The following is a 23835-nucleotide window of genomic DNA, read 5'->3' on the forward strand; positions in this document are numbered from 1 at the left end:
TTGAGCGAACGATCAATAAGGGCCTCCAGCCTGTCCCATCGGGGCGGTCATGGGCAAGCCCATCGGGAGGATCAGGGCTTGAAGGCGCCCGACTTCGCCTACGCGCGGCCGGCCTCGCTCGACGCGGCGCTCGCCCTGCTCGCCGAGCACGGGGAGGACGCCGTTCCCCTCGCGGGCGGCCAGAGCCTCGTCACGGCCCTCAACATGCGGCTGTCCGCACCCGGTTTGCTCGTCGACCTCAACGCGATTCCCGAACTCGCCGGCGTCTCGGAGGACGAGGGCGTCGTGCGGATCGGCGCCATGACACGCCACCGCGACGTCGGCACGGCGGCCCTCGTCCGCGAACGCCTGCCGCTGCTCGCCGCCGCGCTGCCGCACATCGCCCATCCGGCGATCCGCAACCGCGGCACGATCGGCGGCTCGGTGGCGCTGGCCGACCCGGCCACCGAATGGCCCGCCTGCTGCCTCGCCGCCGGCGCCACGATCGTGGTGCGCGGCCCCGGGACCGAGCGGCGCATCGCGGCGGACGCCTTCTTCCTCGGCCTCTACACGACGGCGCTGGAGCCCGGCGAGATCGTCACGGCGATCGAATTTCCGGTACCGGGCGACGGCGCGGTCTGGGGCTTCGAGGAATTGTCCCGCCGCCACGGCGACTACGCCCTCGTGGGCCTCGCGGCGACCGGGCGGCGGTCCGCGGTCGGCCTGTCGGACCTGCGCCTCGCCTTCTTCGGGGTGGCCGACCGGCCGGTCCTGGCCCGCGCCGCGGCCGCGGCCATCGAGGCGGGAGACCTCACGGGCGCCCAGGCGGCGCTCGCCGACGAACTCGACCCGCCGGACGATCCGGCCACGCGGGCCGCGACGCGGCTCCACCTCGCCCGCGTCGTCCTCGGCCGCGTGGCCGGACGGATGCGCGACGGCACCGTGAAGGAGGAAACCTCCCATGGCGCCTGAGAGCCCGGACCGCGCGCACGCGGTCGCCTTCACGCTGAACGGCGAGGCCGTGCGGGCGCACGTCCCGGCCCGGATGCATCTTGGCGACCTGCTGCGCGAATCCTTCGGCCTCACGGGCGTGCATCTCGGCTGCGAGCACGGCGTGTGCGGCGCCTGCACGATCCTGGTGGACGGCCGGGCGGTGCGCGCCTGCCTGATGCTCGGCGTGCAGGCCGACGGCGCCACCGTCGAGACCGTGGAGGGCCTGACCGAGAGCGGCCGCATCCGGGATCTGCAGGACGCCTTCCATACGCGCAACGCCCTGCAATGCGGCTACTGTACCCCCGGCATGCTGGTGACGGCCACCGAGCTGCTGAACGACGCGGACGCGGCCACCTCGCGCGAGGAGATCCGCGCGGCGATCGCGGGCAATTACTGCCGCTGCACCGGCTACCACGCCATCGTCGACGCCATCGCGGCGACCGCCGAGGCGCGTCGGGATGGACCGAAGAATTCCCGCCGGGAGGCCGCCGAATGAGCGCGGACCTAAGCGGCCTCACCTTCCTCGACCGGCCGAACAGCTATATCGGCCGCTCGGTCCCGCGGCCGAACGCCCGGCGCCTTCTCGAGGGCCGAGGCGTCTACGTGGACGACGTGGCCGTCGCCCGCCTCGGCCATGTCGCCTTCCTGCGCAGCCCCCACGCCCACGCCCGCATCGTCGCGCTGGACACCGCGGACGCCAAGGCGATGCCCGGCGTGATCGCCGTGGTGACGGGGCCCGAGCTCGCCGCGGTCTGCACGCCCTGGGTCGGCGTGCTCGGCCACTTCAAAGGCCTGCGCTCGGCGCCCCAGCACGCCCTGGCCCTCGACCGGGTGACCTGGGTCGGCGAGCCGTTCTGCGCGGTCGTCGCCCGCAGCCGGGCCGAGGCCGAGGACGCGCTGGCGGCGATCATGGTCGAGTTCGACCCGCTTCCCGCCGTGGTCGACATGGAGACGGCGCTCGAGTCCGCGACGCCGCCGATCCACCCCGAACTGGGCGACAACCTCGCCTTCGAGCGCGTCCTCGACGTCGGCGACGTCGACGCGGCCTTCCGCGACGCGGCCGTGGTGGTCGAGGAGACCTTCCAGTTCGGCCGGCACACGGGCGTATGCCTGGAGCCGCGGGCGATCCTGGCGGACTGGGCGGCGGCGGACGGGATGCTCACCGTCCACCACTCCTTCCAGGCGCCGCACATGATGCAGGACATCCTGTGCAAGCACCTCGCCCTGTCGGAGGGCGCCGTGCGGGTGATCTGCAAGGATGTCGGCGGCTCCTTCGGGATCAAGGTCCACATCTACCCCGACGAGATGGCGACCTGCGCCCTGGCGCTGATGCTGAAGCGCCCGGTCAAGTTCGTCGCCGACCGGCTGGAGAGCTTCCAGAGCGACATCCACGCCCGCGACCACCGGGTCACCGCGCGGATGGCCTTCTCGGCCGAGGGCGACATCCTCGCCCTCGACATGGACGACCTCACGGGCATCGGGCCCTACTCGGTCTACCCGCGCACCAGCGCGGTCGAGGCCAACCAGGTCGTCAACCTGACCGGCGGCCCCTACCGGCATCAGCATTACCGCGCCCGCGCCCGGGTCGTCCTCCAGAACAAGGCGCCGACCTGCCAGTACCGGGCGGTGGGCCACCCGATCGCCACGATGGTCGCCGAGGGGCTCATCGATCTCGGCGCCGCCCGGCTCGGCCTCGACCCCTTCGCGGTGCGCGTGCGCAACGTCATCCCCGACGATGCCTATCCGTGCGCCGGGGTCTCGGGGATCAAGCTGGAGAAGCTGTCCCACCAGGCGGCGCTCGCCAAGCTCAGGGCGATGATGGACTACGACGGCCTGCGGGAAGAGCAGGCGCTCCTGCGCCAGCGGGGAATCCACCGGGGCATCGGGCTCGCGGCCTTCATCGAGATCACCAACCCGTCGGCGGCCTTCTACGGGGTCGGCGGCGCGCGCATCTCCGCCCAGGACGGCTGCACGATCCGGCTCGATCCCCAGGGCGGCGTCGTCGCGGCGGTCAGCGTCACCGAGCAGGGCCAGGGCACCGAGGGCATCATCGCGCAGATCGTGGCCACCGCCACGGGCGTGCCGATGGACCAAGTCCGGGTGATCTCGGGCGACACCCAGACGACCCCCTACGGCGGCGGCACCTGGGCGTCCCGCGGGGCCGGCATCGGCGGCGAGGCGGCGTGGCAGGCCGGCAAGGCCCTGCGCGGCAACGTCCTGGCGGTGGCGGGCGCGATCCTGCAGGCGGATCCCGGCAGCCTCGATATCCGTGACGGCGCCGTGGTGGACGCGGCCACCGGGACGGAGCGCATGCCGCTCTCGGAACTCGGCCGCATCGTCTACTTCCGCCCCGACACGCTGCCGCCGGGGGTGCAGCCGGAATTCGTTGCGACCCGGCACTACGTGCCGAAGGACTACCCCTTCGCGTTCACCAACGGCGTGCAGGCCTCCTACGTCGAGGTCGACACCGAGACGGGTTTCGTGCGGCTGCTCAAGCACTGGTGTGTCGAGGATTGCGGCACCGTCCTCAACCCGCTCCTCGTCGACGAGCAGATCCGCGGCGGCATTGTCCAGGGGATCGGCGGCGCCCTGTTCGAGCACTGCCTCTACGACGCGGAGGGCCAGTTGCTGAACGGGTCGATGGCCGACTACCTCGTGCCGATGGCCGGCGAGATGCCCGACATCGACGTCGCCCACGTGGTCTCGGCCACGGCCTCCTCGGAGATCGGCGCCAAGGGCGCGGGCGAGGCCGGCACGGCCGGCGCGCCGGCGGCGGTCGTCAACGCCATCAACGACGCCCTCGCGCCCCTCGGCGCGCGGGTCTCGCGCCAGCCGGTGACGCCGGACGTGGTGCTGGAGGCGCTGGGACTGATCTGAACTCGAGCACGGGCGTCTCCCCGGTCCCACCCTCGACCTCATCCTGAGGTGCGGCGGAGCCGCCTCGAAGGAGCCCTCCAGGGATCGCGCGGCCGGCTGGAAACCTCCTTCGAGGGCTCCCCGGCGCTCCGGCACCTCAGGATGCGGTTGAGGGTGGGATGGGGCGAGCACAGGTATCGACGAGAGACGGGGCACGGTCCGCTGAAGAGACCGGTCCCGACGAGGAAACGCCAACGGAGGGACGGGAATGGGAACGGTCTTCGACAGGCGCCGGCTGCTCCAGGGCAGCGCCGCCGCATCCGCGCTGGCGCTCGCCGCCCCGGCTCTCCTGCGCTCCGCCGCCGCGCAGGCCGGCCCGATCCGGATCGGCTTCCCGGTGCCGCTCACCGGCGCCTTCGGGGCCGAGGCGAACGACCAGGTGCGCGCCGCCCAGCTCGCCATCAAGGAGTTCAACGAGGCCGGCGGCTTCCAGGGCCGCAATGCCGAGCTCCTCGTGCGCGACGACAAGCTCAACCCCGGCGAGGCCGCGACCCGGACCCTCGAGCTGATCGAGAAGGACAAGGTCAACTTCCTGGTCGGCGGCCTCTCGGCGGCCGTGACCCTGTCGACCAACAACGTCGCCCGCGAGCGCGGCGTCATCTACAACTCGATCAGCCAGTCCGACGCGATCAACGAGGCCAAGGATTTCGGCCGCACCACCTTCCACGAGGCCCTGAACCCGCACATGACCGCGGGGGCGGTCGGCCGCTACGTCTTCCCGAAATCCGGCAAGCGGGTCGCCTTCCTCAGCGCCGACTACGCCTACGGCCACGAGATGATGCGTGGCTTCAGGCGCGCCGGCGAGGCCTCGGGCATCGAGGTCGTGGCCGATATCCGCCACCCGATCGGCGCCTCCGACTACTCGGCCTTCCTGCCCCGGATCGCCGCGCTCAAGCCCGACGTGCTCTGCCTGTGCAATTTCGGCCGCGACCAGGTCGTGTCGATCCAGCAGGCCACCGAATTCGGCCTGAAGCGCAACACCAAGCTGGTGGCGCCGGTCCTCCTGTTCACCGCCCGCAAGGCCGGCGGCGACGCCTTCGACGGCGTGATCGGCGGCACCTCCTATTACTGGCGCCTGGAGGACAGCGTGCCCTCCGCCAAGGCGTTCAACGACCGGTTCCGCGCCGCCTACAACGGCGCCGTGCCGTCCGATTACGGGGCGCTGGGCTATGCCGGCGTCCGCTCGGTGCTGGAGGGGGTGAAGGCCGCCGGGTCGGTCGAGACCGACAAGGTCGTGGCCGCGATGGAGAACCTGAAGGCCGATTTCTACAAGGGGCCGCAGAGCTTCCGGAAATGCGACCACCAGTCGGTCCAGTCGGTCCTGATCGTCGAGGCGAAGTCGAAGGACCTGAAGACGCCGGACGACGTGTTCACGATCCTCGGCACCGAGGGGCCCGACGAGCGCTTCCTGCGCGGCTGCGACGAACTCGGCCACAAGGCGTGAGGCGCGACCCCATGCGAGCCGGCGGGAGGGCGCGGCCTTGAGCGACATCACGATCGGCGGCTTCCCCCTCGATCTCCTCGCCCTTCAGCTCGTGACCGGCATCGCGCTGGGGGCGATCTACGTGCTCGTCGGCATCGGCCTGTCCCTGATCTTCGGGCTTATGAACGTGGTCAACTTCGCCCACGGCGCCTTCTTCATGGCCGGCGCCTATGTCGGGGTCTTCCTCTACGGCTTCACCGGCAGCTTCTGGTTGAGCCTCGTCGCGGCGCCGCTGGCGATGGGGCTGCTCGGGCTCGTCGTGGAGCGGGTGCTGGTCCGCCCGCTCTACGGGCGGGGCATCGACGATCCGCTGCTCCTCACCTTCGGCCTGTCCTACGTGATGATCGAGAGCGTGCGGATCGCCTTCGGGCTCACCGGGCTGCCCTTCGGGGCGCCGCCCGAGCTGCGGGGCGCCGTCGATATCGGCATCGGCTACTTCCCGCTCTACCGCCTGTTCCTGATCGGTTTCGCGCTGGTGGTGGTGGGCGCGCTCTGGCTGTTCATCGAGCGCACGCCCTTCGGCCTCGTGATCCGGGCCGGCGCCCGCGACCCGCAGATCGTGCAGGTGCTCGGCATCGAGATCGCGAAGGTCTGGCTCGCGGTCTTCGCCCTCGGCTGCGCGCTCGCGGGGCTCGCAGGCATCCTGGCCGCGCCCCTCCAGGGCGTCACGCCCGAGATGGGGATCCCGGTGCTGGCCGAGGCCTTCGTGGTCACGGTAGTCGGCGGGATGGGCTCGCTCGGCGGCGCCGTGCTCGCCGGGCTGCTCGTCGGCATCGTCGTGGCGATGACCTCCCTGGTGGCCCCCGACATGACCAAGATGGCGATCTTCGCCCTCATGGCCCTGGTGCTGCTGGTGCGCCCCCGCGGCCTTCTCGGACGGGCCGGAGCCCTCGGATGAGCGCCCGCGCCCAAGTCCCCGCCGTCGCGGAGGAAAGCGGCTTGCCGGCGACCTTGCCGGCGGCCCGGCCAGGTTCCGGCCGGACCGGACGCGGGCTGGCATGGTGCGGCCGGCACCGCGTCGCGCTGACGCTCGCCTTCCTCCTCGTGTTCCCCTGGATCACGCCCTACCAGGCGCTGGCCGTGAACATCCTGGTGCTCGGCCTCTACGCCCTCGGGTTCAACCTGCTGTTCGGCTATACCGGGCTCCTGTCCTTCGGCCACGCCGCCTTCCTGGGCGGTGGCGCCTACGGCTGCGGCATCGCCATCGTCCAATTCGGGCTGCACCCGGCCCTGGCGCTCGTCGCCGGCACGCTGCTCGCCACCGGGATCGCCGCCGTCATGGGCGTGCTCGCGATCCGCACCCGCGGCATCTACTTCGCGATGACGACCCTGGCGCTCTCGATGTGCGTCTACTACGCCTTCTACCGCGCGGAGGCATTCACCGGCGGCGAGAACGGCCTGCGCGGCATCAACGTGCCGTCCCTGGCCCTGCCGGGCCTTCGCCTCGACCTCCTCGACCCGACGGTGAAGTACTACGCCGTGCTGGCGGTGGTCGGGATCGCGGTCTGGCTGTTCTCGCGCCTCCTGTCCTCGCCCTTCGGGGCCGCCCTGGAGGCGATCCGCGAGAACGAGGGCCGGGCGCAGGCCTGCGGCTTCGACGTCCGCCGCATGAAGCTCGTGGCTTTCGTGATCTCCGGGGCCCTGTGCGGGCTCGCGGGGGCGCTCCAGGCCATCCACCTCTCGATCGTGCCGATCGAGACGATGCATTACGCGACCTCCGGTCAGGCCGTGATGATGGCGCTGCTCGGCGGCATGGGGACCTTCTTCGGACCCTTCGTGGGCGCCGCCACCTTCGCGCTGCTTCAGGACGGGCTCGCCACCCTGACGACCCACTGGCAGCTCTTCGTCGGCGCCATCTTCATCGCCTTCGTGCTGTTCCTGCCGCTGGGCATCTGGGGCGAGGTGCTGGCGCGCCTCCGGAGGGCCGGATGGTGAGCGCCGCCCCGGTCGCCGCCGCGCCCGCCACGGCGCCCGTCGCGACTTCGGTCGGGGGCGCGCCGATCCTCGCCACGGAGGGGCTCGGCAAGCGGTTCGGGCATTTCCGCGCCCTGTCGGACGTGACGGTCGCGTTCCCGGAAGGGGGCATCACAGCGATCATCGGGCCGAACGGGGCCGGCAAGTCGACCTTCTTCAACCTGATCTCGGGCGCCTTCCCGCCCAGCGAGGGCCGGGTGCTGTTCCGGGGGCGCGACATCACCGGATCGCCCCCGCACCACTTCGCCCGGATGGGCATCGCCAAGTCGTTCCAGATCACCAACGTCTTCCCGCACCTCACCGTGCGCGAGAACGTGCGCGTGGCCGCCCAGGCGCGGCGGGTCCGCTTCGCGGTCTTCCGGAACCGCTCCGCCTATCCCGAGCTGACCGAGCGGGCCGAGGCGCTGCTCGGCGAGGTCGGGCTCGGCGCCCGGATGGACCGCCTCGCCCGGGAACTCGCCCACGGCGAGCAGCGGGCCCTGGAGATCGCGGTGGCGCTCGCCGCCGAGCCGAGCCTCCTCCTCCTCGACGAGCCGACCGCCGGGATGAGCCCCGAGGAGACGCGCGAGATGATGGACCTCGTGCAGCGGCTCGCCGAGACGCGGACGCTGATCCTCGTCGAGCACAAGATGAAGCTCGTGATGGGATTGTGCCGCCGCCTCGTCGTCCTGCACCAGGGCCAGCTCCTCGCGGAGGGCAGCCCCGACGACATCCGCGCGCATCCCGAGGTGCGCCGCGTCTACCTGGGCAAGACCGCATGAGCGCCGCCGCCCAGCCGCTCCTGGCGGTCGAGAACCTGCGGGCGTGGTACGGCCACTCCCACATCCTGCAGGGCCTGTCGCTCGACGTCCGCCCCGGCGAGATCGTGACGCTGATCGGCCGAAACGGCGCCGGCAAGACCACGACGCTGAAGGCCATCATGGGCCTCGTGGCGAAGCGCACGGGCCGCGTGACCTTCGCGGGCGCCGACATCCTCGACCGACCGCCCCACGAGCGCTTCCACCGGGGCCTCGCCTACGTTCCGGAGGAGCGGCGCATCGTACCGGGGCTGACCGTGGAGGAGAACCTGCGCCTCGGCATCCTGGCGGCCCGCGGGGCGCGGGCGACGCGCCGCGACGAGGCGCGGCGGATCGAGGTCATCGCCGAGACCTTCCCGCGGCTGAAGCAGCGGCTGAAGCAGGAGGCGATCACCATGTCGGGCGGCGAGCAGCAGATGCTCGCCATCGCCCGCGCGCTCATGGCCGAGCCCGTGATGGTGCTGCTGGACGAGCCCTCCGAGGGGATCATGCCGATCCTCGTCGAGGAGATGTTCGAGCAGTTCGTCGCGATGAAGCGGGCGGGCACCACCATCCTGCTGGTCGAGCAGAACGTCGAGCTCGCCCTCGCGGTGTCCGACCGCGTCTACATCGTCGACGGCGGTGCTGTCGTCTACCACGCCCCCGCGGCCGCGCTGCGGGACGATCCGGAAATCCAGGCGCGCTACTGCGCGGTCTGAGCGCCCGCCCCGGCCGTCCGGCGGCGCGGCTTCGCGAGAGGAGACGAGCATGGACATCGCCGGCGAGTACCGGATCCCCGCCGCGCGGGAGGCCGTCTGGGCGGCGCTGAACGATCCGGACGTGCTGGCCCGCTGCATCCCCGGATGCAAGGAGCTGGCGCAGGTCTCCCCGGAGGAGATGAAGGCCAAGGTCGCCCTGAAGATCGGACCGGTCTCTGCGGCCTTCATGGGGACGGTTCGCCTGGAGGACGTGCGCCCCCCGGAGGGCTACAGCCTCGTCGGGCAGGGCAACGGCGGCATGGCCGGCTTCGCCAAGGGTCGCGCCGCCGTCACGCTCGCGTCCGAGGGGGATGAGACGGTCCTGGCCTACACCGCCAAGGCCGAGGTCGGCGGCAAGATCGCGACCCTCGGCGGACGGCTCATGCAGGCAACCTCGCGCAAGCTCGCCGACGAGTTCTTCGGCAAATTCGCCGCCGAGTTCGGCGTGACCCGCGATCCGGCCGCCCCGGCACCGGCCGAAGCCTAGACCCGCACCCTCGAGCCGTCGCCTGGACGGGGCCGGGACAAGGCCGGCACAAGGCCGGAAGCGGAGGCACGGTTCGCCGGGCGGGCGGATGATGGAGCTCGTGGGCCGTGCGCCCACGGATCGCGAAGGTCGGGACGGCATCGGGTACGGCATGCCCGCCACGTCCAGGTGCATGAAGGCGGGTGGCCCTGAGCCCCCTCCGGCTCGGCCGGCACGATCATCGGCGAACAGGGCATGCGGAACGATCGCCCGCCCAAACAGATGCCCCAATGCGCACCCCGCGCAAACGGAGCTGCCCCGCATGTTCATGAAGCTCGATCGCCTTCAGGCCGAACTGCCACAGCCGAAGAAGCCAGACCCGAACGCGGCGGCCGCTCTGCAGGAGCTCCTCGGCGGCAAGTACGGCGAAATGTCCACGCTCGGGAACTACATGTTCCAGAGCTTCAACTTCCGAAACAAGACGAAGCTGCGGCCGTTCTACAGCCTCGTGTCGAGCATCTTCGCGGAGGAACTCGGTCACGTCGAGCTGGTCTCGACGGGCATCGCCATGCTCAACAACGGACCCGGCGACGACACCGAGGAGGTCGATGTCTCGAAGGCGCCGTTCCACGATATGCAGGACATCCGGCTGGCCGGCAGCTTCCTGAGCAACGGCGGCGGCGCGACACCGATCAACTCGAACGCCCAGTCGTGGAACGTCGACATGGTCACAACGACGGGCAACATCATCATCGACTTGCTGCACAACTTCCACCTGGAATGCGGCGCCCGCCTGCACAAGCTGCGCGTCTACGAGACCCTGAAGGATCCCACCGGCCGCGAGGTCTGCGGCTACCTCCTGGTACGCGGCTCGGTCCACGCGCACGCCTACGCGCTGGCGCTCAAGAAGCTCACCGGCGTCGAGATCGAGAAGATGTTGCCCACCCCGAACATCGTCCTCGACAAGCTCCCGGAGTGCCAGAAGTACCTGCAGGAGGGCTCGCACCGGCGCCTCTACCGCTTCAGCCCTGACGATTACCGGGAGGCGGCAGGCGTCTGGTCGAACGATGAGGTGGCGCTGCCAGGCGATCCCCCGGGCAATCTCGAGGTGGTCGACGGGCTACCCGAGGGCGGCAAGATCCCGGAACTCGACGGCAATTACGGGGCCTTCGCGCCGAACTACGCGCCGGAGGAGATCTTCGAGATCGCCAGCAAACTCTACAAGAAGAGCCGCTGAGCCCTCGGGATTCCGGGTCGCGGCCGATGCGTCGGGATCCGGTTTCGCCTTTGCCTTCTCATCGCACCCGCTGCGTGATCCCGGGCTGCGCTCCCCGGGATGACGGCGTGGGTCACGCCCCCAGACCGCGCCGCCCCATCCGCCTCGGTTCCCCACCGATCTCCGGTGGCCTCAGACGACCTGCGGCCGCAGGATCATGAACTGCGCGTCCACGATCTGGCTGGGCGCGATGGCAGCCGTCACAGCGGGATCGACGAGGCGGCTGCCCGCGGTGGCTGGCTTGATCATCGAAGGCACCCGCGCTTCGGCCGCCCAGGAATGGCTGCCCCGTGAGGGCGTCTCGGCCAAGCGCGATGCCCGCACGATGGCGTCGATCGTTGCATGGGTTTCGAGGCTCCTGTCGAGGGGCCTCGTCCCGCACCGGGCCGCCGGGCCCGGCAATTCGCCCGTTCCGCCGGCGCATGACCGGCTCGGCGCCGCCGGCCAAGGGGAGGGCGTCTTCGGCTTCCGAGTGGGCGCGCCGGTCGAGCAGCTGAGTCGATCTCGATCTTGGCGGCGACGGATACCCGCCGCTCCCAGCGGGGGCGGGGATCTCCCTGGCACCCGCCCATCGGTGCGGTTGCGCGCCTACATGCCCCGCATCGAGCCGATGAGACCGGGCTCCTCGGCTTCGGGAACGCCGGGGTTCCCATCCGCGGCCGGGTCATCCGAAGGCTGAGCCGGTGGATCGTCAGCCTCGCGCCGCCGCTCGCTGCCGGCGTCCTCGCGCCCGGCGGCGTCCGAAAGGCTCCGATCGACACCGTGATTCCCGCCGGTCATCGCGTACTCCCGTGATGTAGCGGCTGGCGTCGGCGCCGCTGCGCCCGTCCGGACCGAAGCGTCCGGCAGCGTGGGACGTTCCCGGAGACAGCGGCCCCGTGCGACGACGGACCGATCTGCGTCGCGAATCCGCCTCAGGCGCGGATGAACTCCACCCGGACGCCATCGGCCCCCCGCTCGACGACCCGGCAGGGCCGCCTGATCTGAATGGACGTTGCGATCAGCAGGAACTCGTCCGGAAGGCGTTCCGGGTTGGACAGCTCGATCACGGCGCCGCGCCGGCCTTCGACCAGGACGACGCAATCGATCGTTCGGAGGGGCTCCCCGAAAGCCGCGGTGGCGATCGAGAAGCCAGCGCGCGGCTTGAGCGGATTGGCAGGCATCCATCACCGGCGCAGGACCTTCTGCCGAGACGTATCATGTCCAAGAGGGGCTGAGCCAGCACCGATTATTGCCAGTTTAGCCCGGCTCGGAATTGGAAATCGCGCAAGTCGCGGGACAGACCAGTCGAAGCGGGCGGCGTCGACATCCTCGAGTCGCGCTATGCCGGAGAGAGACGTGGATCTGCGGGGACGAATCTCAGTCCGCGCTCCCGGCCCCCGAGCCGGACGACCTCCTACCGCCGGTTGAACGACAGACCGCCGGATATCAGACGGAACGCATCCGGACGCGTTACGCCCGCCTCGACCATCTCGCCGGATCCGGCGGCCGCCCGTACGGAAACGTCCTGCTCGAGCCACCGCGCGACGCCCGCGTTCCGAGGGGACGGGGCGCAGGACCGGCCCCGGGAGGCGACCGCGCTGCACGGAGCGGACGGCATCGAGGGGACGCGTCCCGCCTCGGGATGTGCGGCCGCGCCGGGGCGCTGCAGGACCGCGCCGGCGGCATCTTCGACCGTGTCACCATCGGGCCAGAACCCGTTGCGCCGGTCTCGCGCCGACACGAGCGGCCTACAACTCCGCGGGCTCGGGCTGCTCGGTGAAGGTGAACATCACGTCCCCGGTCCGCTCGCACGAGACGCTCACCGACGTCGCGCCGGTCTGCTCGCGCTGGATCGGGAGCTGCGCCTTGGCGTGCGCGACAGCGGCTTCGAGGTCGCACGGCCAGAGCTTGGAAGAGCTGATCCGTTTGCCTCGGCGGAATGTGATCTTGTAGGCCATCGTTTCCTCCGTTTTCGCGAAGGATACACGTTTTGTTTAGGCCGACATGCTCGTGCAGGGCATAGCAACGATGCGTATTGGGCGACCGACATCCGCTTCCCTGAGGCGGGCGCACGCCGCGGATCTGTGATCGCGCCTGGGAATGCTGGCCCACCCGCGCTCCGGTCCGCATGAGGGGGCGGCTATCGACCCGCCTCCGCGTCCGGCGCCACCGGATGCCCCGACGGCGCCGGTCCGGCGCGTCCCATCACTCGGCCGACACGGCGGTGGCGACCACGCGCCGGGATTCGGCCGCGGTCGGCACGAGGCGCGGCGTCGTGACCAATTCAGAAGCCGGCCGGACGGAGGCCGTGGGGCGCGCCTGCTCGCGATAGAGCGGGGGGGTCAGGTGAACGGCCTCATCGGCCAGCGCGGGGCCGATCATGGAGCCGGCAGCGATGACGAGGAGGGCGATTGTACGAACGGTCATGATCCTCATTCCTCTCGGTCTTCCGAGCCTGTGCCCGGGGTCGAGAGATATCTACGCTGCACAGCAACATGATCCAAACAGATTGGATCGATAGCGCAAATTGATGAAATCAATTCCCCGGCTGCCCGACGCCGCGGGCGGTGAAGGATGCGCTCGAGCAGGCGTGTAGCCGTGGCGCGTTCACGATAGGCCGGCCATCCTGGGCCTAACGGTCGAGACCAGGCCGCCGACCGGCATCAAGGCCCGATCGGCGGGGCGTCCGCGACGCACGCGAGCGCCTGATCGGTCGGGCCGGCGCATCTGCGGCCCGGGCAGGCCGTGCACGAAGGTCCCGGCCGGGGCGAGGTCGGGATGGGCCGCGCGATTGGAGGCTCAGCGGCCGAGTTCCACCGGAATGCTGAGATCGGCCACCCCCGACAGGCCTAGCAGGGCGGAGGGCGGCGCGGGGAGGCGGCCAACCCCCTGGACGGCGCGGAGCGCCCGACGGTCGAGGTCCGGACTGCCCGAACTGCGCTCGACCTCAACCTGCTGCACGGCGCCGTCCGGGGTGATCCTCACGTGGACCACCACCGTACCGGTCGGCCGCGCGGAGCCTGACGGCCGTGCGGCCCGGTCCCCCGCGTCGATCCGTGTCACGAGATCCGAGAGCCACCGGCGCATCGCGCGTTCGGATCCGGCCTGCGCCGGGGCGTTCCAGGTGCCCAGGAGCAGGGCGAGCACGACGGATCCGTGGATGAGCGCTCGCGGCATGCGGGACAGGCGGATCCGTGAGCGTTGCGAGAACGACGCGGCGCCGACCGACCCGCGATCACGAGACGGACGCGGATCTCCGGGCTTTCGGACCCGCAGCGGCCAGCATGACGTCGTCGCTGCCGACTTCGAGCCCATCGTAGCCCAGCATCTCCGCGAGTTGCGTCCGGGCACGCCAGACGCGGCTCTTCACGGTGCCGATGCGGCAGTTCATGACCGCTGCGGTCTCTTCGTAGGTGAGGTTCTCGATCGCCACAAGGACCAGCGCCTGCCGCATCGACGGCGCGAGACGATCGAGGGCGGAGCGCACGTCGCTCAGGTCGAGATGTCCGCCCTGCTCGGGCAGCGAGACCATCCGCTCCGCCTGGGCGCCGTCCTCGTCCTGCACCTCGCGACCGCGCTTGCGGTGCTCGTTGTAGAACTGGTTGCGCATGATGGTGAACAGCCACGCCTCCAGGTTGGTCCCCGGCGCGAAGCTCGCGCGCGAGCGCCACGCCCGCAGGAGCGTGTTCTGCAGGAGATCGTCGGCGCCGACATGGTTGCGCAGCAGTGAGCGCGCGAAGCGCTGGAGGTTCGGCACCATCCCCAGGAGGGCCGCCTGGAACGACTTCTCGTGGCCGTCCCGCGCCCGGCCGAAGGCGGCATCCAGCAGAGCCAGGAGTTCGGCGAAGCGGTCCGCGACCGGTGGTTCGTCCAGGTCCTGGGCGTAGCTCGCCGCGAGCAGATGGCCGAGATGATACTGGACGCTGTCGGGAAGCCTGGGCGCCTGCGTGTCGATTGTACTATCGTCGAGCGAGGGTGCGAGCATGACAGCCGATCACCTGAGTGGGATGAGAGCATGGGCTCAGCTATAAGCCCCCGAATACGGAAACCTTGCCGCAACATAGATCAGCCGAAACAGCGAAGTTAAGATTGATCCATGATGCTATGCTTGGCAGTCACGAAAGATCTGCGGGCCGCGGAAATGCGCTCAACTCGCATTTCCCGATCGAATATCTGTCCACCGGCGCGCCGAAGCTGCGGCGCCCGACGCCAGACCGTCGCGCCGATGCGAGCGAGACGGCGGCGACGACACCGGAACACCCCATGGAGCACGGGACCACACGCATGAACCGACTGACGGAACTCGAAGACGACCCCGCCTTCCGGGAAGCGGTCCTCGCGGTGCGCGGCGCGGCCAGCACGCTGAGCGGGCGGGCCGTCACCGTGGAGGAGGCCCGCTTCCTGGTGGGCATCGCCCTGACGACCTTCGCGCATGCCGGCGGTCTGAACGAGCCCAGCCGCAGCCGGCTGGCCCGCTTCTCGGAGACCTTGGAGCAGGGCACCGTCGTGGCGACGCTGACGAAGCATTGAGCCCCGGAGCGCCCGGCCGTCCGGGGTACGGCCGACACTACCCGGTCTCCGCCATGGCGGCGCGCAGCACGCGCAAGAGATCCTCCATCACCGCCGCGCGATCTGCTTCGTGGCGCGCGAGGTTCAGGCCCTCGGCGACGTGCTGACCGATGATGAGGAGGCCGACCTCCCGCAGCGCGGCGGTCGCTGCCCGGATCTGCTGGATCTCGTCGAGACAATGCCGATCCGCCTCGATCATCGCGCGGAGGCCGCGGACCTGGCCCTCGATCCGCCCGAGGCGCCGGACCAGCGGTGCGCGATCCTCATCGCTTCGGATGAGGCAGACGCGGCCGTCCACGAATGTGCCCCTTGTCACCGCTCTGCGCCCCGACTGTTCGGCTCCGGCCGCCGATGACCCGGGTCGTCGGCGGCTCTGGCGAGGATCATAGGAGGCGGTACCCCGGCGTCCGACCGTGACGGCGGCGCCGGAGCACCGTCGCGTCAGCCGATCTGCTGGGACTGCGCGCCGCTGTCGGGCCGGGCCGGGCCGAGCACCGGCTCCTCACCCATCGGCTGGTTCTGCACCACGCTGAACTCGCCCTTGCCGTCGAGGGAGGGGCCCTGCGTCCAGCGGCCGGCCGGGGGCGGCGAACCGTCGGCCGACGTGGAGAAGAAGTTGTAGTTGAACTTCTGGTTCTCCTCGCTCTGCGGGAACGAGTTCGGGATCGGCAGCGTGCCCGCGGCCCCGCCGAGTTCCTCGATCACCGCCAGCCATTGCTGCTGGTGCATCGTGTCACGGGCGATGAGGAAGCTCCACATGTCGCGCATGCCGGCGTCGTTGGTGGCGTTGTAGAGGCGCACCGCCAGGGTCCGGCCGGTCGCCTCGGCGGCGACGTTGCAGTACATGTCGGCCGCGATGTTGCCGCTGGCGTAGATGTGGCTCATGTCAAAAGGCAGTCCGTCCGAATTGCCCGGGAAGGCCGCCATACCGGCGGAGAGCAGCGTCTTGTGCAGCATGCCCTCGGCGATGTGGCGCGGGTTCTCGCCGCCCATCACGGCGCCCACGATGGCATCGGCGGCGCCGGCCTCCTGCACCTTGGTCGGCGCGGTCTCGAGGTTCATCGCCACGGCGGTCGCCAACATCTCGATATGGCCGATCTCCTCGGTGGCCGTATGGAGCAGCATGTCGCGGTACTTGGTCGTCGGCGCGCGATTACCCCACGCCTGGAAGAAATACTGGAAACAAACCCGGATCTCTCCCTCGATACCGCCGATCGCCTGCTGCAGCATGCGGGCGTAGATCGGATCGGGGCTGTCGACCCGGACCGGGTACTGAAGTCGCTTGTCGTGATAGTACATGATGTCGGTTCCTCGTGAGAGGCGCGGTGCCCAGGGCTCCCGCACGATCGGCCGCCGGCTCCGTACTCCATGGGAGCATCGTGCCGCGTCTCCTGTCCAACCCGGCCTCCGGTCGGCGGTTCGGTCTCTCGACGCATTCAGGACGATCAAGACTCGCCAAACCCGAATTTTACCTGTTCATTCAATGTATAAGCGCGGGAAAAATTTTCACCTCTGCGGCCTGTAGGCACGAACGACGACGACAACACAGATCAAGACACAGCGATCTATGTTAGTCTGCCGCGCCACGGCGACCCAAGGCCGGCCCTGATCTTGGCATGCACCGTTCCGGCTCCCGCCCCGACAGGTTTGTGCGGCCAGGGCGGTGTGGGAAGCGCAGCGAGCGGACCCCGCGACGGCACGGCTGACGGACCAGGCTTTGCTGATCGTCGTCGAACCCTGACGCGGAACGAGCCCACCGCCGCGCTGGGCCCGACCTCCGTGCGCGTCAATCGGGTCCCGAAAGGCCGGTGCGACGGCCGGCTCATCCCTCTCCGGTCAGCGACGTGCGGCCCACGAGTCCCCATCGCGGAGGGCGGGGCCGAAGCCGGGTCTCGGGCAGGGCTCGGACGGGCCGTCGGGTCGGCTGCGATCCACCGCATTGCGCACCCCCGCGGGACCGCGCGCTCACAGAAGCCGGAAGTCCCGATCCGGCAGCGTTCACAGGTACCCGAGCCGCCGGGCCAGCATGATCGCGAAGGCGAGGCAGGCGGCGAGGCTGACAGCCAGCATGGCGGCATTCGTCCAGAACCGGACCGGCCGGCTGGACCCTTCGATCCCGCTGGCGCGCAGCCGCGCCCAGGGCACGTAGAGGTAGAGGCCGATCACGGTCAGGATCAGGAACGCGAAGGTGGCGTAGCGGCCGGTGGCGAGGGCGGCGACGGCCAGCACGGCCCAGCCGAGGACGAGGCCCAGCATCGTGAACAGGGCTGTGGAATTCACGTCCGCGCGTCCCCTTCAGCGGCAGCTCAGCCCGCGACAGGTTTCGTCACGAAACAGGTGGCATCGCCGGATCGCCTGTCCAATCGGAGAGATGGCTGGTGCTGCGCGAGAGGATTGAACTCGAAAGTTATCGAAGCCAACCATCAATCGCCCGTCGCGCCAAGCAAGCTCAACCATCCCTCAGGCAACCCCGCACCCGTACTGTGGGAGAGCTTTGCGCGACCGTCAATGGGAGCCTCGGAGGACAGGCCGAGCGACTGGCGGGGTGTCAGAGATGTGACGGACCTGTTGGCGCACCAAGTTCGCGGCGATGCAGTCCCGCCGCGCCACCCGTGCGATGTCAGCGATGACGAAGGGCCGCTGATCGTTCCCGAACCTGACGCTGCTGCCCGAGGAGGCCGGGCGGCGCGCGGCGGCCGCACCCGGCGTTCGAGACCCGAGAACGACGCTCGCGTCGCCCCGGGGGGACACGGGCGCAGCCGCGGCTCGAAGCTGCACGCGGCCCAGCGCCGGCCCGGCACGTCACGCCCACCTAGGCCGATGGCCGTGACCGCGCCGACAGACGCCGTGCAGGCGGCGGCCGGGGACGGCGTGGATCCCGCCGGTGTCGATCAGGGCGGCCCGGGCGAGTGGAGAGGGGTCCATCGTTGAAGGTCGCACAGGGTTCCCAAAGGCATCAGGATGGACCCGCGCTCCCCGATACCGCCCGTGACGACGTGGCGGTCGATAGCCGTTGCCAAGTATATGCGCGGCGCGTGCGGCGTATGCCGCCAGGATATTGCATCGCCTTGCCGACCTGATGTATGAATAGTCGTATTCGTCAGGACCCGGTGAAAACCCGGGTGGCTCTTCCGGCCGCCGATCCGCCGGACCACGCAATCATCGGCGACTGTGTCACGGACCTCCGCGGAGGCCGACCCGCCGTGTTGCGCCTCCCGCATGAGTTCGCGGACGTCCTTCGTGCGGGACGACGAAAGCCCCCGATCCGTCATGAACCTCGCATCGCAGCGTGGCGACAACGCCACCCATCGCCGAAGCCGTCAGAACAATTTCGATATATTGAGATTCTTGGCGGCGTTGGCCGTGATCGTCTCGCACGCCTTCCCGATCGCCTACGGGTCCACCGTCAAGCAACCCCTCGAGGAATTCAGCAACGACCAGACCGAGCTTGGCTCTATCGCCGTGTTGGTCTTCTTCGCAATCAGCGGCTACCTGATCACACAAAGCTACGTTCGAAATCCGGATCCGATACGCTATCTTAAAGCGAGAATTTTTCGCATTATACCTGGTCTGATTGTAGTTATTGTATCGTCGGTTCTTGTCGGTTCATTGATAACAACATTTTCGCCGGCCGACTATTTTTTCCATCGCGAAACTGTTCTGTATACGATTATCAATTTATCACTGACAGGGACCCGCTTCGAGTTGCCGGGAGTCTTTACGAACAATCCAATCGGCCCAATCTTCAATGGGTCGTTGTGGAGCTTAAGTCCCGAATTCAAGCTCTATATCTGTGTCCTTTTCCTCGGTATCATTGGGTATTTGAATAGGTTCACAGTCATCGCAGTTTGGGCAGCGGCGGTACTCTTTTATTTGTTCATACAGGAGAGCAGGCAGGCGCTGCTGTTGGCCACCTTCATGGGCGGCGCCATAATCTATCTGTGGCACGATAGGATTGCCTGGAAGCAATCATACGCCATGATCAGCTTGTTGGTCTTGCTTATCTCGCTTTCGACATCGTTATTTAATGTGCTCTTCACGATCATTGGATCGTACGCGACGATATATCTGGCGATTTCTACCCGAACTTGCTTTTCGTGGGTAACCGCGAGGGGCGACTTATCGTATGGCATGTACATATATGCGTGGCCCGTTCAACAAATGGTCGTTTTATATCTCGGTGACGCGGCGACGTGGTACTCCGTCCTGCTGACGTCGCTGCCCGTGATTCTCGTTCTAGCGTGGTTTTCCTGGAACTATGTTGAGCTGACAGCCATCAGATTCAGCCAGCGCCAAATTTCCGATCCCTTAGAACGCAGTTCCACTCGGTCGAGGTAATGTTATACGCCACAGTGATTTCGATGTCCTGCTGGTGACGAGTCCGATGCGGCACCATCGTGCCTCGCTCATTCCAGCCTCTCCGAGGCGGCACCCTGATTTCTGACGCGATCCTTCGGACACTTCTTTCCCGTCCAGCGGACGCGGGCGCGTATCGAGCGTCGAATTTGGTCAGATCGCGGCCTTACACTGTGAGTGCCTGACCGTGACGCCCTTATGACCTGGGACGGTTCATGAAGGTCTTCCGTAGCTCCTGCAGATCACCCCGCCGGTCGGGACCGTGACCGACCCTTGGGGTTCCTGCTGGCCGTCCTCGCGAGAACCCGAAGGCCTCCCGTGATCGGTCTCGCCCAAGCGATTGGCGCGCTTCGGCTTCGATTGCCCTGAAGGTGCCATAGCCGCGCGGCATTCTCCGGGTCAGTCGAACACGGGGTGGCAATGTTCCGAACTACGCTGTCCATCAGTGCGGGTCTGGCAGTGCTTGCCGTCGTTCTGGCGTCACTGTGGATCGGATTCGGGCCGCGCCCGCAGGGTGGCCAGGACAAGAGGGCATCGGCCACGATGCCCATGCCCCAGGGGCAACGATCCCCTGTGGACGCGAAAGGCCAGACGATCCGCGCCATCGCGCCAGGAGCGCCATCCGGACCGGGAATGGCATCGGTTCCACCGAGCGCAGCGTCGTCCGCCGCCGGTCCGTCGGGTCAAAAGATGAACCCCGATGCATCCGCAGATCCGGGCGCTCCCGGAAGGCAGAGCGACAATCCGTCCCTCGCAGGGTTGAGAACGCAGACGGCCCCCGACGCACAATCCGCAACGCCCGGGGGCGGCGTCGACCTCAACACCGCGACGGTCGACCAGTTGAATGCGCTTGGTGCCGGAATGATAGGCAAGCGGATCATGGAGTTCCGCCCCTATTCCGCGACCGATGACCTTCTTACGCGCCGGGTCTTGAAACGAGCCGATTACGAGATCATCAGGCCTGCAATCACTGTTCGATAGTTATATGGAACAGAGCGGCTCCATGATACAATGTTCGAATGCACGCTAACACCGTCTTCGCTTCGCTGAAGAATGGTTCTCCGGATCTCTCGGAGGATCCCACGGCCTTCCTTTCACCAGCCCTCATCCAGTGCGAACGATTATGGAAGGATCGGGGTAGGCGGACGTCGTGGCCGAAAGATCAGTGGGCCTTCGTCAGGCGCACCATCGAACCTCTGCTCTACGCCAGGATCGAACCGGAGCCCGAACACTACTCCGGCGGCCTTCTGAATCCCAAAGGCGCGATCGAGGCGCAGAGTATAAGACTGTTTTCGTGCAGCTTCGAAAATGGTCCGCTCCCCACCATTTCCGGCTACGCTCAGTTTCAGATGATGTTCGACCGGGTGCTGGCGTCCACGGCCGACCTGTATGACTGGATGGAAGAGACGGATTGGCTGGATTGGGCCCTGGGCTTCGGCTTCCACTTACAGGATGGCGGCGAGTGGGACGCGACCTATGAGAACGGGGGCATCGAGTTCGAGATCGTCGCTCCGTAGCCCCCTCGCTTGATCCTGGAGCATAGGGGCGTTCCGGCGACCCCACGGCCCTCACGGGGCTTCCCAGCGCGCGATTGAGGATCCGGGGCCGGTCAGCAGACGCCAGACCCACGCACGGGCTGCCCCGAGTTCCTTGGCTCGGCCCCCGGAGGGAGCGGAAGCCTCGGGTTGGTAAAGCGCGCGCCCCGAACGGCTGCATTCTGCCCATCCCTGAACGTCCACACCCGCCGAAGAACGATCCTGGGCCCATCGGGGGTGATGCCGGCGGCCGGGTTCGTGGGCAGGAGCTGACCGGAGGCCCGCCCTACGTCCCATCGCGGGATCGAACGGCCGCGGGATCGTTCTTGTTTATCGCCCGCGGGCCGATCCCCTCCGCATCACGCCCGCTGACAAGCCAAGCGAACACGTCCCCCCGCGCAGGAAGGGGTCCCGCGCGAACCGATACGGGCCGAAGGGACGGACTTCAGTGCCATCCGTGCTCCGCGCTGCCCCCCCCCCCGCAGGACCACCGGTCCGCGCAGTATGCCAAAAATGTTTCAGGGGGGTATCGCCCATGGCCTGACGGAGCCCGGCGGTGCTTGGTCCTTCGGTCCGCAGCGCTGCATGGACGCGAGCGCCGTCCCGCTCACCGACCGGACGCTGAATGCTCCCACCCTTCGACCGGGCGACAGGATCGGAAGGCGTATGTGGGCTTAGATGGCCCCCCATTTGGGGACCTTCCCAGGTCCGGCGGTTCGACGGGACAATGTTCGCGACCGCCGTGCAAGCGTGCGCCTATCGTCTGAGAGTCGCCTAACCCCTAGCCTACTGTCATCTCGAGGGGAATTCTGGTGCTGCGAGAGAGGATTGAACTCTCGACCTCTTCATTACCAATCATAATTCCTCACTATCCCACCTGTTCCCAGCGTTACCCGCCATGTCCCTAAGCAATTGTTTTAGAACGACTTATTTTGTGTTAGGTTACCCGCGTGACACCGTCATTTCCCGCTTCGGTGGTCACCATGTGGTCACCGAGGCACCGGCGCATGCCAGCAGTTGCCGTGAAACTCACCAAGCGGGCAATCGATGCCCTGGTGGCTGGCGAGCAGCGATATGTGCTCTGGGACGCCGAGCTCAAAGGTCTCGGCGTACGGGTCGAGCCGACGGGCGCCAAGTCGTTCATCCTACGCTACCGCGCCGGCGGTCGCGGGAGCGCCAAACGCTACGTCACCCTCGGCAGGTATGGCGTTATCACGCCGGAGGAGGCGCGCCGTTCGGCACGCGACCACCTCGGATCAGTCGCTCGGGGATCCGATCCGGCGCTGGAGAAAGCCCGTCAGAAGGCGGCCGCGACCATCGCGCACGTCGCCGAGCGCTTTCTCGCCGAGCATGTGACACCCAAGCGCAAAGCTGCGACAATCGCGAGTTATCGGCACGCGCTCATCGCCCGGATCGTGCCGGAGTTCGGATCACTTCGCGCTGAGGCGGTGACCCGGGCCGATGTCGCTCGGTTGCATGGCCGCCTGAGCGCCCAGCCGGCGACTGCCAACTATGTCCTGGCCGTGCTCAGCTCGCTATACTCCTGGTGCGACCGCCAAGGTTTGGTGCCAGAGGGCTTCAATCCCGTCGTTCGCGTCGACCGGTTTCGGCAGCAAGGTCGCGAACGGTACCTCACCTCCCAGGAATTGCAGCGGCTTGGCACCACCCTGCGCGAGGCTGAAACGGTCGGGTTACCGTGGGCCATCGAAGCGCGTGGCCCGAAGGCAAAGCACCTGGCACGACCCGAGAACCAAAGGACCGTGCTCGACCCGGGAGCCGTAGCCGCGATTCGCCTGTTGATCCTCACTGGCGCGCGGCTGCGAGAGATTCTGCACCTGCGCTGGCAGGAGATCGACTTTGAGCGGGGTCTCGCGTTCCTGCCCGACTCAAAAACCGGTCGAAAGACTCTGACCCTCAGTGGTCCCGCATTGCGGATCCTGTCCAGCTTGCCGCGGACAGAATCGCCCTTTGTGATCGCGGGTATCAAGGAAGGGCGTCCGCGTGTTGACCTTCAGCGTCCCTGGGCGGCGATCTGCCGATCGGCCGATTTGCCCGGGGTGCGCTTGCACGACTTGCGACACACCTTCGCCTCAGTGGGCGCAGGCGAGAGCCTTGGCCTACCGATTGTCGGCAAACTGCTGGGGCATACGCAACCGCAAACAACGGCACGCTATGCCCACCTCGACGCAAATCCATTGCGGCAGGCCGCGGACCTGATCGCCAGTCGCTTGGTAGATGCGATGGGGCTGCACCGGGTCGAGTTGGGAACCAAGAATGACGAACTGTGATGAGTTCGGCGTATTTGCCCTTGCCATCATTCGATATGGTCCGTCAACATGTCGACACGACAATTTATCCGAGCCAGCAAAAGCTGTGCTGATGTTTGAAGTTCATACGCTCTCTCAGAAATCGCATTGCCCTGGAATGCAAAATCCATGCGGATTTTTCCAACACCATTCTTATTTAGCTGGCTGCAGTTATGTTGAATGACCACGGTCTCAAGCTCAGGATTATCACGGCTTTAGTCACATCAGACTCCGTGCAAGGACATACAAGGCTGGCGTGCTCATGTCTCAACTTTACGTGGGTAAAAAGGCGCACATCGATGTGGTAGGTATATTCCGTAGATGAAAGCGCATTCTTGGGGCCGCGGGCGGCCAGGGGTCGCTCGGATCAATTGTTTCAGGAATCGAACGAAGACTGACATGATCGTACGCGCAAAAATGCCTTGGGACTAGATCCGAAGACGCCTCAAGACTAAGCAGCCATTTT

Annotated in this window: 22 protein-coding genes and 1 other annotated feature; of the genes, 14 read left to right on the forward strand and 8 right to left on the reverse strand. The window is 67.9% G+C overall.

Annotated elements, in window-relative coordinates:
• Nucleotides 1-78: 78 nt before the first annotated feature.
• The 10 genes from MFF58_RS00625 to MFF58_RS00670 all read left to right on the forward strand — a co-directional run bounded on the left by MFF58_RS00625 (nt 79) and on the right by MFF58_RS00670 (nt 10582).
• Nucleotides 79-951, forward strand: a complete 873-nt coding sequence (locus tag MFF58_RS00625) for an FAD binding domain-containing protein (RefSeq protein WP_238284631.1) — start codon at nt 79-81, stop codon at nt 949-951.
• On the forward strand, nt 941-1468 hold the full coding sequence (locus MFF58_RS00630) for a (2Fe-2S)-binding protein (protein WP_238284632.1): 528 nt from the start codon (nt 941-943) through the stop codon (nt 1466-1468). Before MFF58_RS00625 ends, MFF58_RS00630 begins: the two co-directional genes overlap by 11 nt.
• Nucleotides 1465-3849 (forward strand): xanthine dehydrogenase family protein molybdopterin-binding subunit, encoded by a 2385-nt coding sequence (locus MFF58_RS00635; protein WP_238284633.1) that lies wholly within the window; start codon nt 1465-1467, stop codon nt 3847-3849. The genes MFF58_RS00630 and MFF58_RS00635 overlap by 4 nt, the downstream gene beginning before the upstream one ends.
• A gap of 247 nt (nt 3850-4096) precedes the next feature.
• Entirely contained in the window at nt 4097-5332 is a 1236-nt protein-coding gene (locus MFF58_RS00640) for an ABC transporter substrate-binding protein (protein ID WP_238284634.1), read from the forward strand.
• A 37-nt stretch (nt 5333-5369) separates the two neighbouring features.
• Nucleotides 5370-6269: a branched-chain amino acid ABC transporter permease gene (locus MFF58_RS00645; protein ID WP_238284635.1), complete on the forward strand. Its 900-nt coding sequence runs from the start codon at nt 5370-5372 to the stop codon at nt 6267-6269.
• Complete coding sequence (locus MFF58_RS00650) at nt 6266-7306, forward strand: branched-chain amino acid ABC transporter permease (RefSeq protein WP_238284636.1); 1041 nt, start codon at nt 6266-6268, stop codon at nt 7304-7306. The genes MFF58_RS00645 and MFF58_RS00650 overlap by 4 nt, the downstream gene beginning before the upstream one ends.
• Entirely contained in the window at nt 7300-8106 is an 807-nt protein-coding gene (locus MFF58_RS00655) for an ABC transporter ATP-binding protein (RefSeq protein ID WP_238284637.1), read from the forward strand. The genes MFF58_RS00650 and MFF58_RS00655 overlap by 7 nt, the downstream gene beginning before the upstream one ends.
• A complete protein-coding gene (locus MFF58_RS00660; protein WP_238284638.1) occupies nt 8103-8840 on the forward strand; it encodes an ABC transporter ATP-binding protein in 738 nt (245 codons plus the stop codon). Before MFF58_RS00655 ends, MFF58_RS00660 begins: the two co-directional genes overlap by 4 nt.
• A gap of 49 nt (nt 8841-8889) precedes the next feature.
• The gene (locus tag MFF58_RS00665; protein WP_238284639.1) at nt 8890-9366 is read left to right on the forward strand and encodes an SRPBCC family protein; all 477 of its coding nucleotides are present in this window, start codon (nt 8890-8892) and stop codon (nt 9364-9366) included.
• Between the two features lie 301 nt (nt 9367-9667).
• Complete coding sequence (locus MFF58_RS00670) at nt 9668-10582, forward strand: manganese catalase family protein (RefSeq protein ID WP_238284640.1); 915 nt, start codon at nt 9668-9670, stop codon at nt 10580-10582.
• Nucleotides 10583-11535: 953 nt separating this feature from the next.
• Here the strand turns inward: MFF58_RS00670 and MFF58_RS00675 are convergent.
• The 5 genes from MFF58_RS00675 to MFF58_RS00695 all read right to left on the reverse strand — a co-directional run bounded on the left by MFF58_RS00675 (nt 11536) and on the right by MFF58_RS00695 (nt 14588).
• Nucleotides 11536-11784 (reverse strand): hypothetical protein, encoded by a 249-nt coding sequence (locus tag MFF58_RS00675; protein ID WP_238284641.1) that lies wholly within the window; start codon nt 11782-11784, stop codon nt 11536-11538.
• A gap of 567 nt (nt 11785-12351) precedes the next feature.
• Nucleotides 12352-12561, reverse strand: coding sequence for a hypothetical protein (locus MFF58_RS00680; protein ID WP_238284642.1), 210 nt, complete (start codon nt 12559-12561; stop codon nt 12352-12354).
• Nucleotides 12562-12808: 247 nt separating this feature from the next.
• Nucleotides 12809-13030, reverse strand: a complete 222-nt coding sequence (locus MFF58_RS00685) for a hypothetical protein (RefSeq protein WP_238284643.1) — start codon at nt 13028-13030, stop codon at nt 12809-12811.
• A 372-nt stretch (nt 13031-13402) separates the two neighbouring features.
• Nucleotides 13403-13780, reverse strand: a complete 378-nt coding sequence (locus MFF58_RS00690; RefSeq protein ID WP_238284644.1) for an energy transducer TonB family protein — start codon at nt 13778-13780, stop codon at nt 13403-13405.
• Between the two features lie 58 nt (nt 13781-13838).
• Nucleotides 13839-14588, reverse strand: coding sequence for a sigma-70 family RNA polymerase sigma factor (locus MFF58_RS00695; protein ID WP_238284645.1), 750 nt, complete (start codon nt 14586-14588; stop codon nt 13839-13841).
• 299 nt (nt 14589-14887) lie between these two features.
• Between MFF58_RS00695 and MFF58_RS00700 the strand changes: the two genes are divergently transcribed.
• Nucleotides 14888-15133, forward strand: coding sequence for a hypothetical protein (locus MFF58_RS00700; protein WP_238284646.1), 246 nt, complete (start codon nt 14888-14890; stop codon nt 15131-15133).
• Between the two features lie 37 nt (nt 15134-15170).
• On the opposite strand, the gene MFF58_RS00705 is transcribed toward MFF58_RS00700, so the two are convergent.
• The 3 genes from MFF58_RS00705 to MFF58_RS00715 all read right to left on the reverse strand — a co-directional run bounded on the left by MFF58_RS00705 (nt 15171) and on the right by MFF58_RS00715 (nt 17452).
• Complete coding sequence (locus MFF58_RS00705; protein ID WP_238284647.1) at nt 15171-15488, reverse strand: metal-sensitive transcriptional regulator; 318 nt, start codon at nt 15486-15488, stop codon at nt 15171-15173.
• A 125-nt stretch (nt 15489-15613) separates the two neighbouring features.
• The gene (locus MFF58_RS00710; RefSeq protein ID WP_238284648.1) at nt 15614-16471 is read right to left on the reverse strand and encodes a manganese catalase family protein; all 858 of its coding nucleotides are present in this window, start codon (nt 16469-16471) and stop codon (nt 15614-15616) included.
• Nucleotides 16472-17170: 699 nt separating this feature from the next.
• Nucleotides 17171-17452 (reverse strand): hypothetical protein, encoded by a 282-nt coding sequence (locus tag MFF58_RS00715; RefSeq protein WP_238284649.1) that lies wholly within the window; start codon nt 17450-17452, stop codon nt 17171-17173.
• A gap of 820 nt (nt 17453-18272) precedes the next feature.
• Nucleotides 18273-18328 (forward strand) — a sequence feature (sul1 is cis-regulatory element that is thought to sense ions involved in sulfur or methionine metabolism; They are found in Alphaproteobacteria).
• Nucleotides 18329-18412: 84 nt separating this feature from the next.
• Here MFF58_RS00715 and MFF58_RS00720 point away from each other — a divergent pair.
• From MFF58_RS00720 to MFF58_RS00735, 3 genes are all read left to right on the forward strand, one after another.
• Nucleotides 18413-19510 carry an acyltransferase family protein gene (locus MFF58_RS00720; RefSeq protein ID WP_238284650.1) on the forward strand — a complete coding sequence of 366 codons (1098 nt, stop codon included), beginning with the start codon at nt 18413-18415 and terminating at the stop codon, nt 19508-19510.
• Between the two features lie 1037 nt (nt 19511-20547).
• Nucleotides 20548-21045 carry a hypothetical protein gene (locus tag MFF58_RS00730; protein WP_238284651.1) on the forward strand — a complete coding sequence of 166 codons (498 nt, stop codon included), beginning with the start codon at nt 20548-20550 and terminating at the stop codon, nt 21043-21045.
• A gap of 1040 nt (nt 21046-22085) precedes the next feature.
• Nucleotides 22086-23351, forward strand: a complete 1266-nt coding sequence (locus tag MFF58_RS00735) for a site-specific integrase (RefSeq protein WP_238284652.1) — start codon at nt 22086-22088, stop codon at nt 23349-23351.
• Nucleotides 23352-23835: the final 484 nt, after the last annotated feature.

The organism is Methylobacterium longum, from assembly GCF_022179385.1.
In the GTDB taxonomy this organism is placed as follows: domain Bacteria; phylum Pseudomonadota; class Alphaproteobacteria; order Rhizobiales; family Beijerinckiaceae; genus Methylobacterium; species Methylobacterium longum.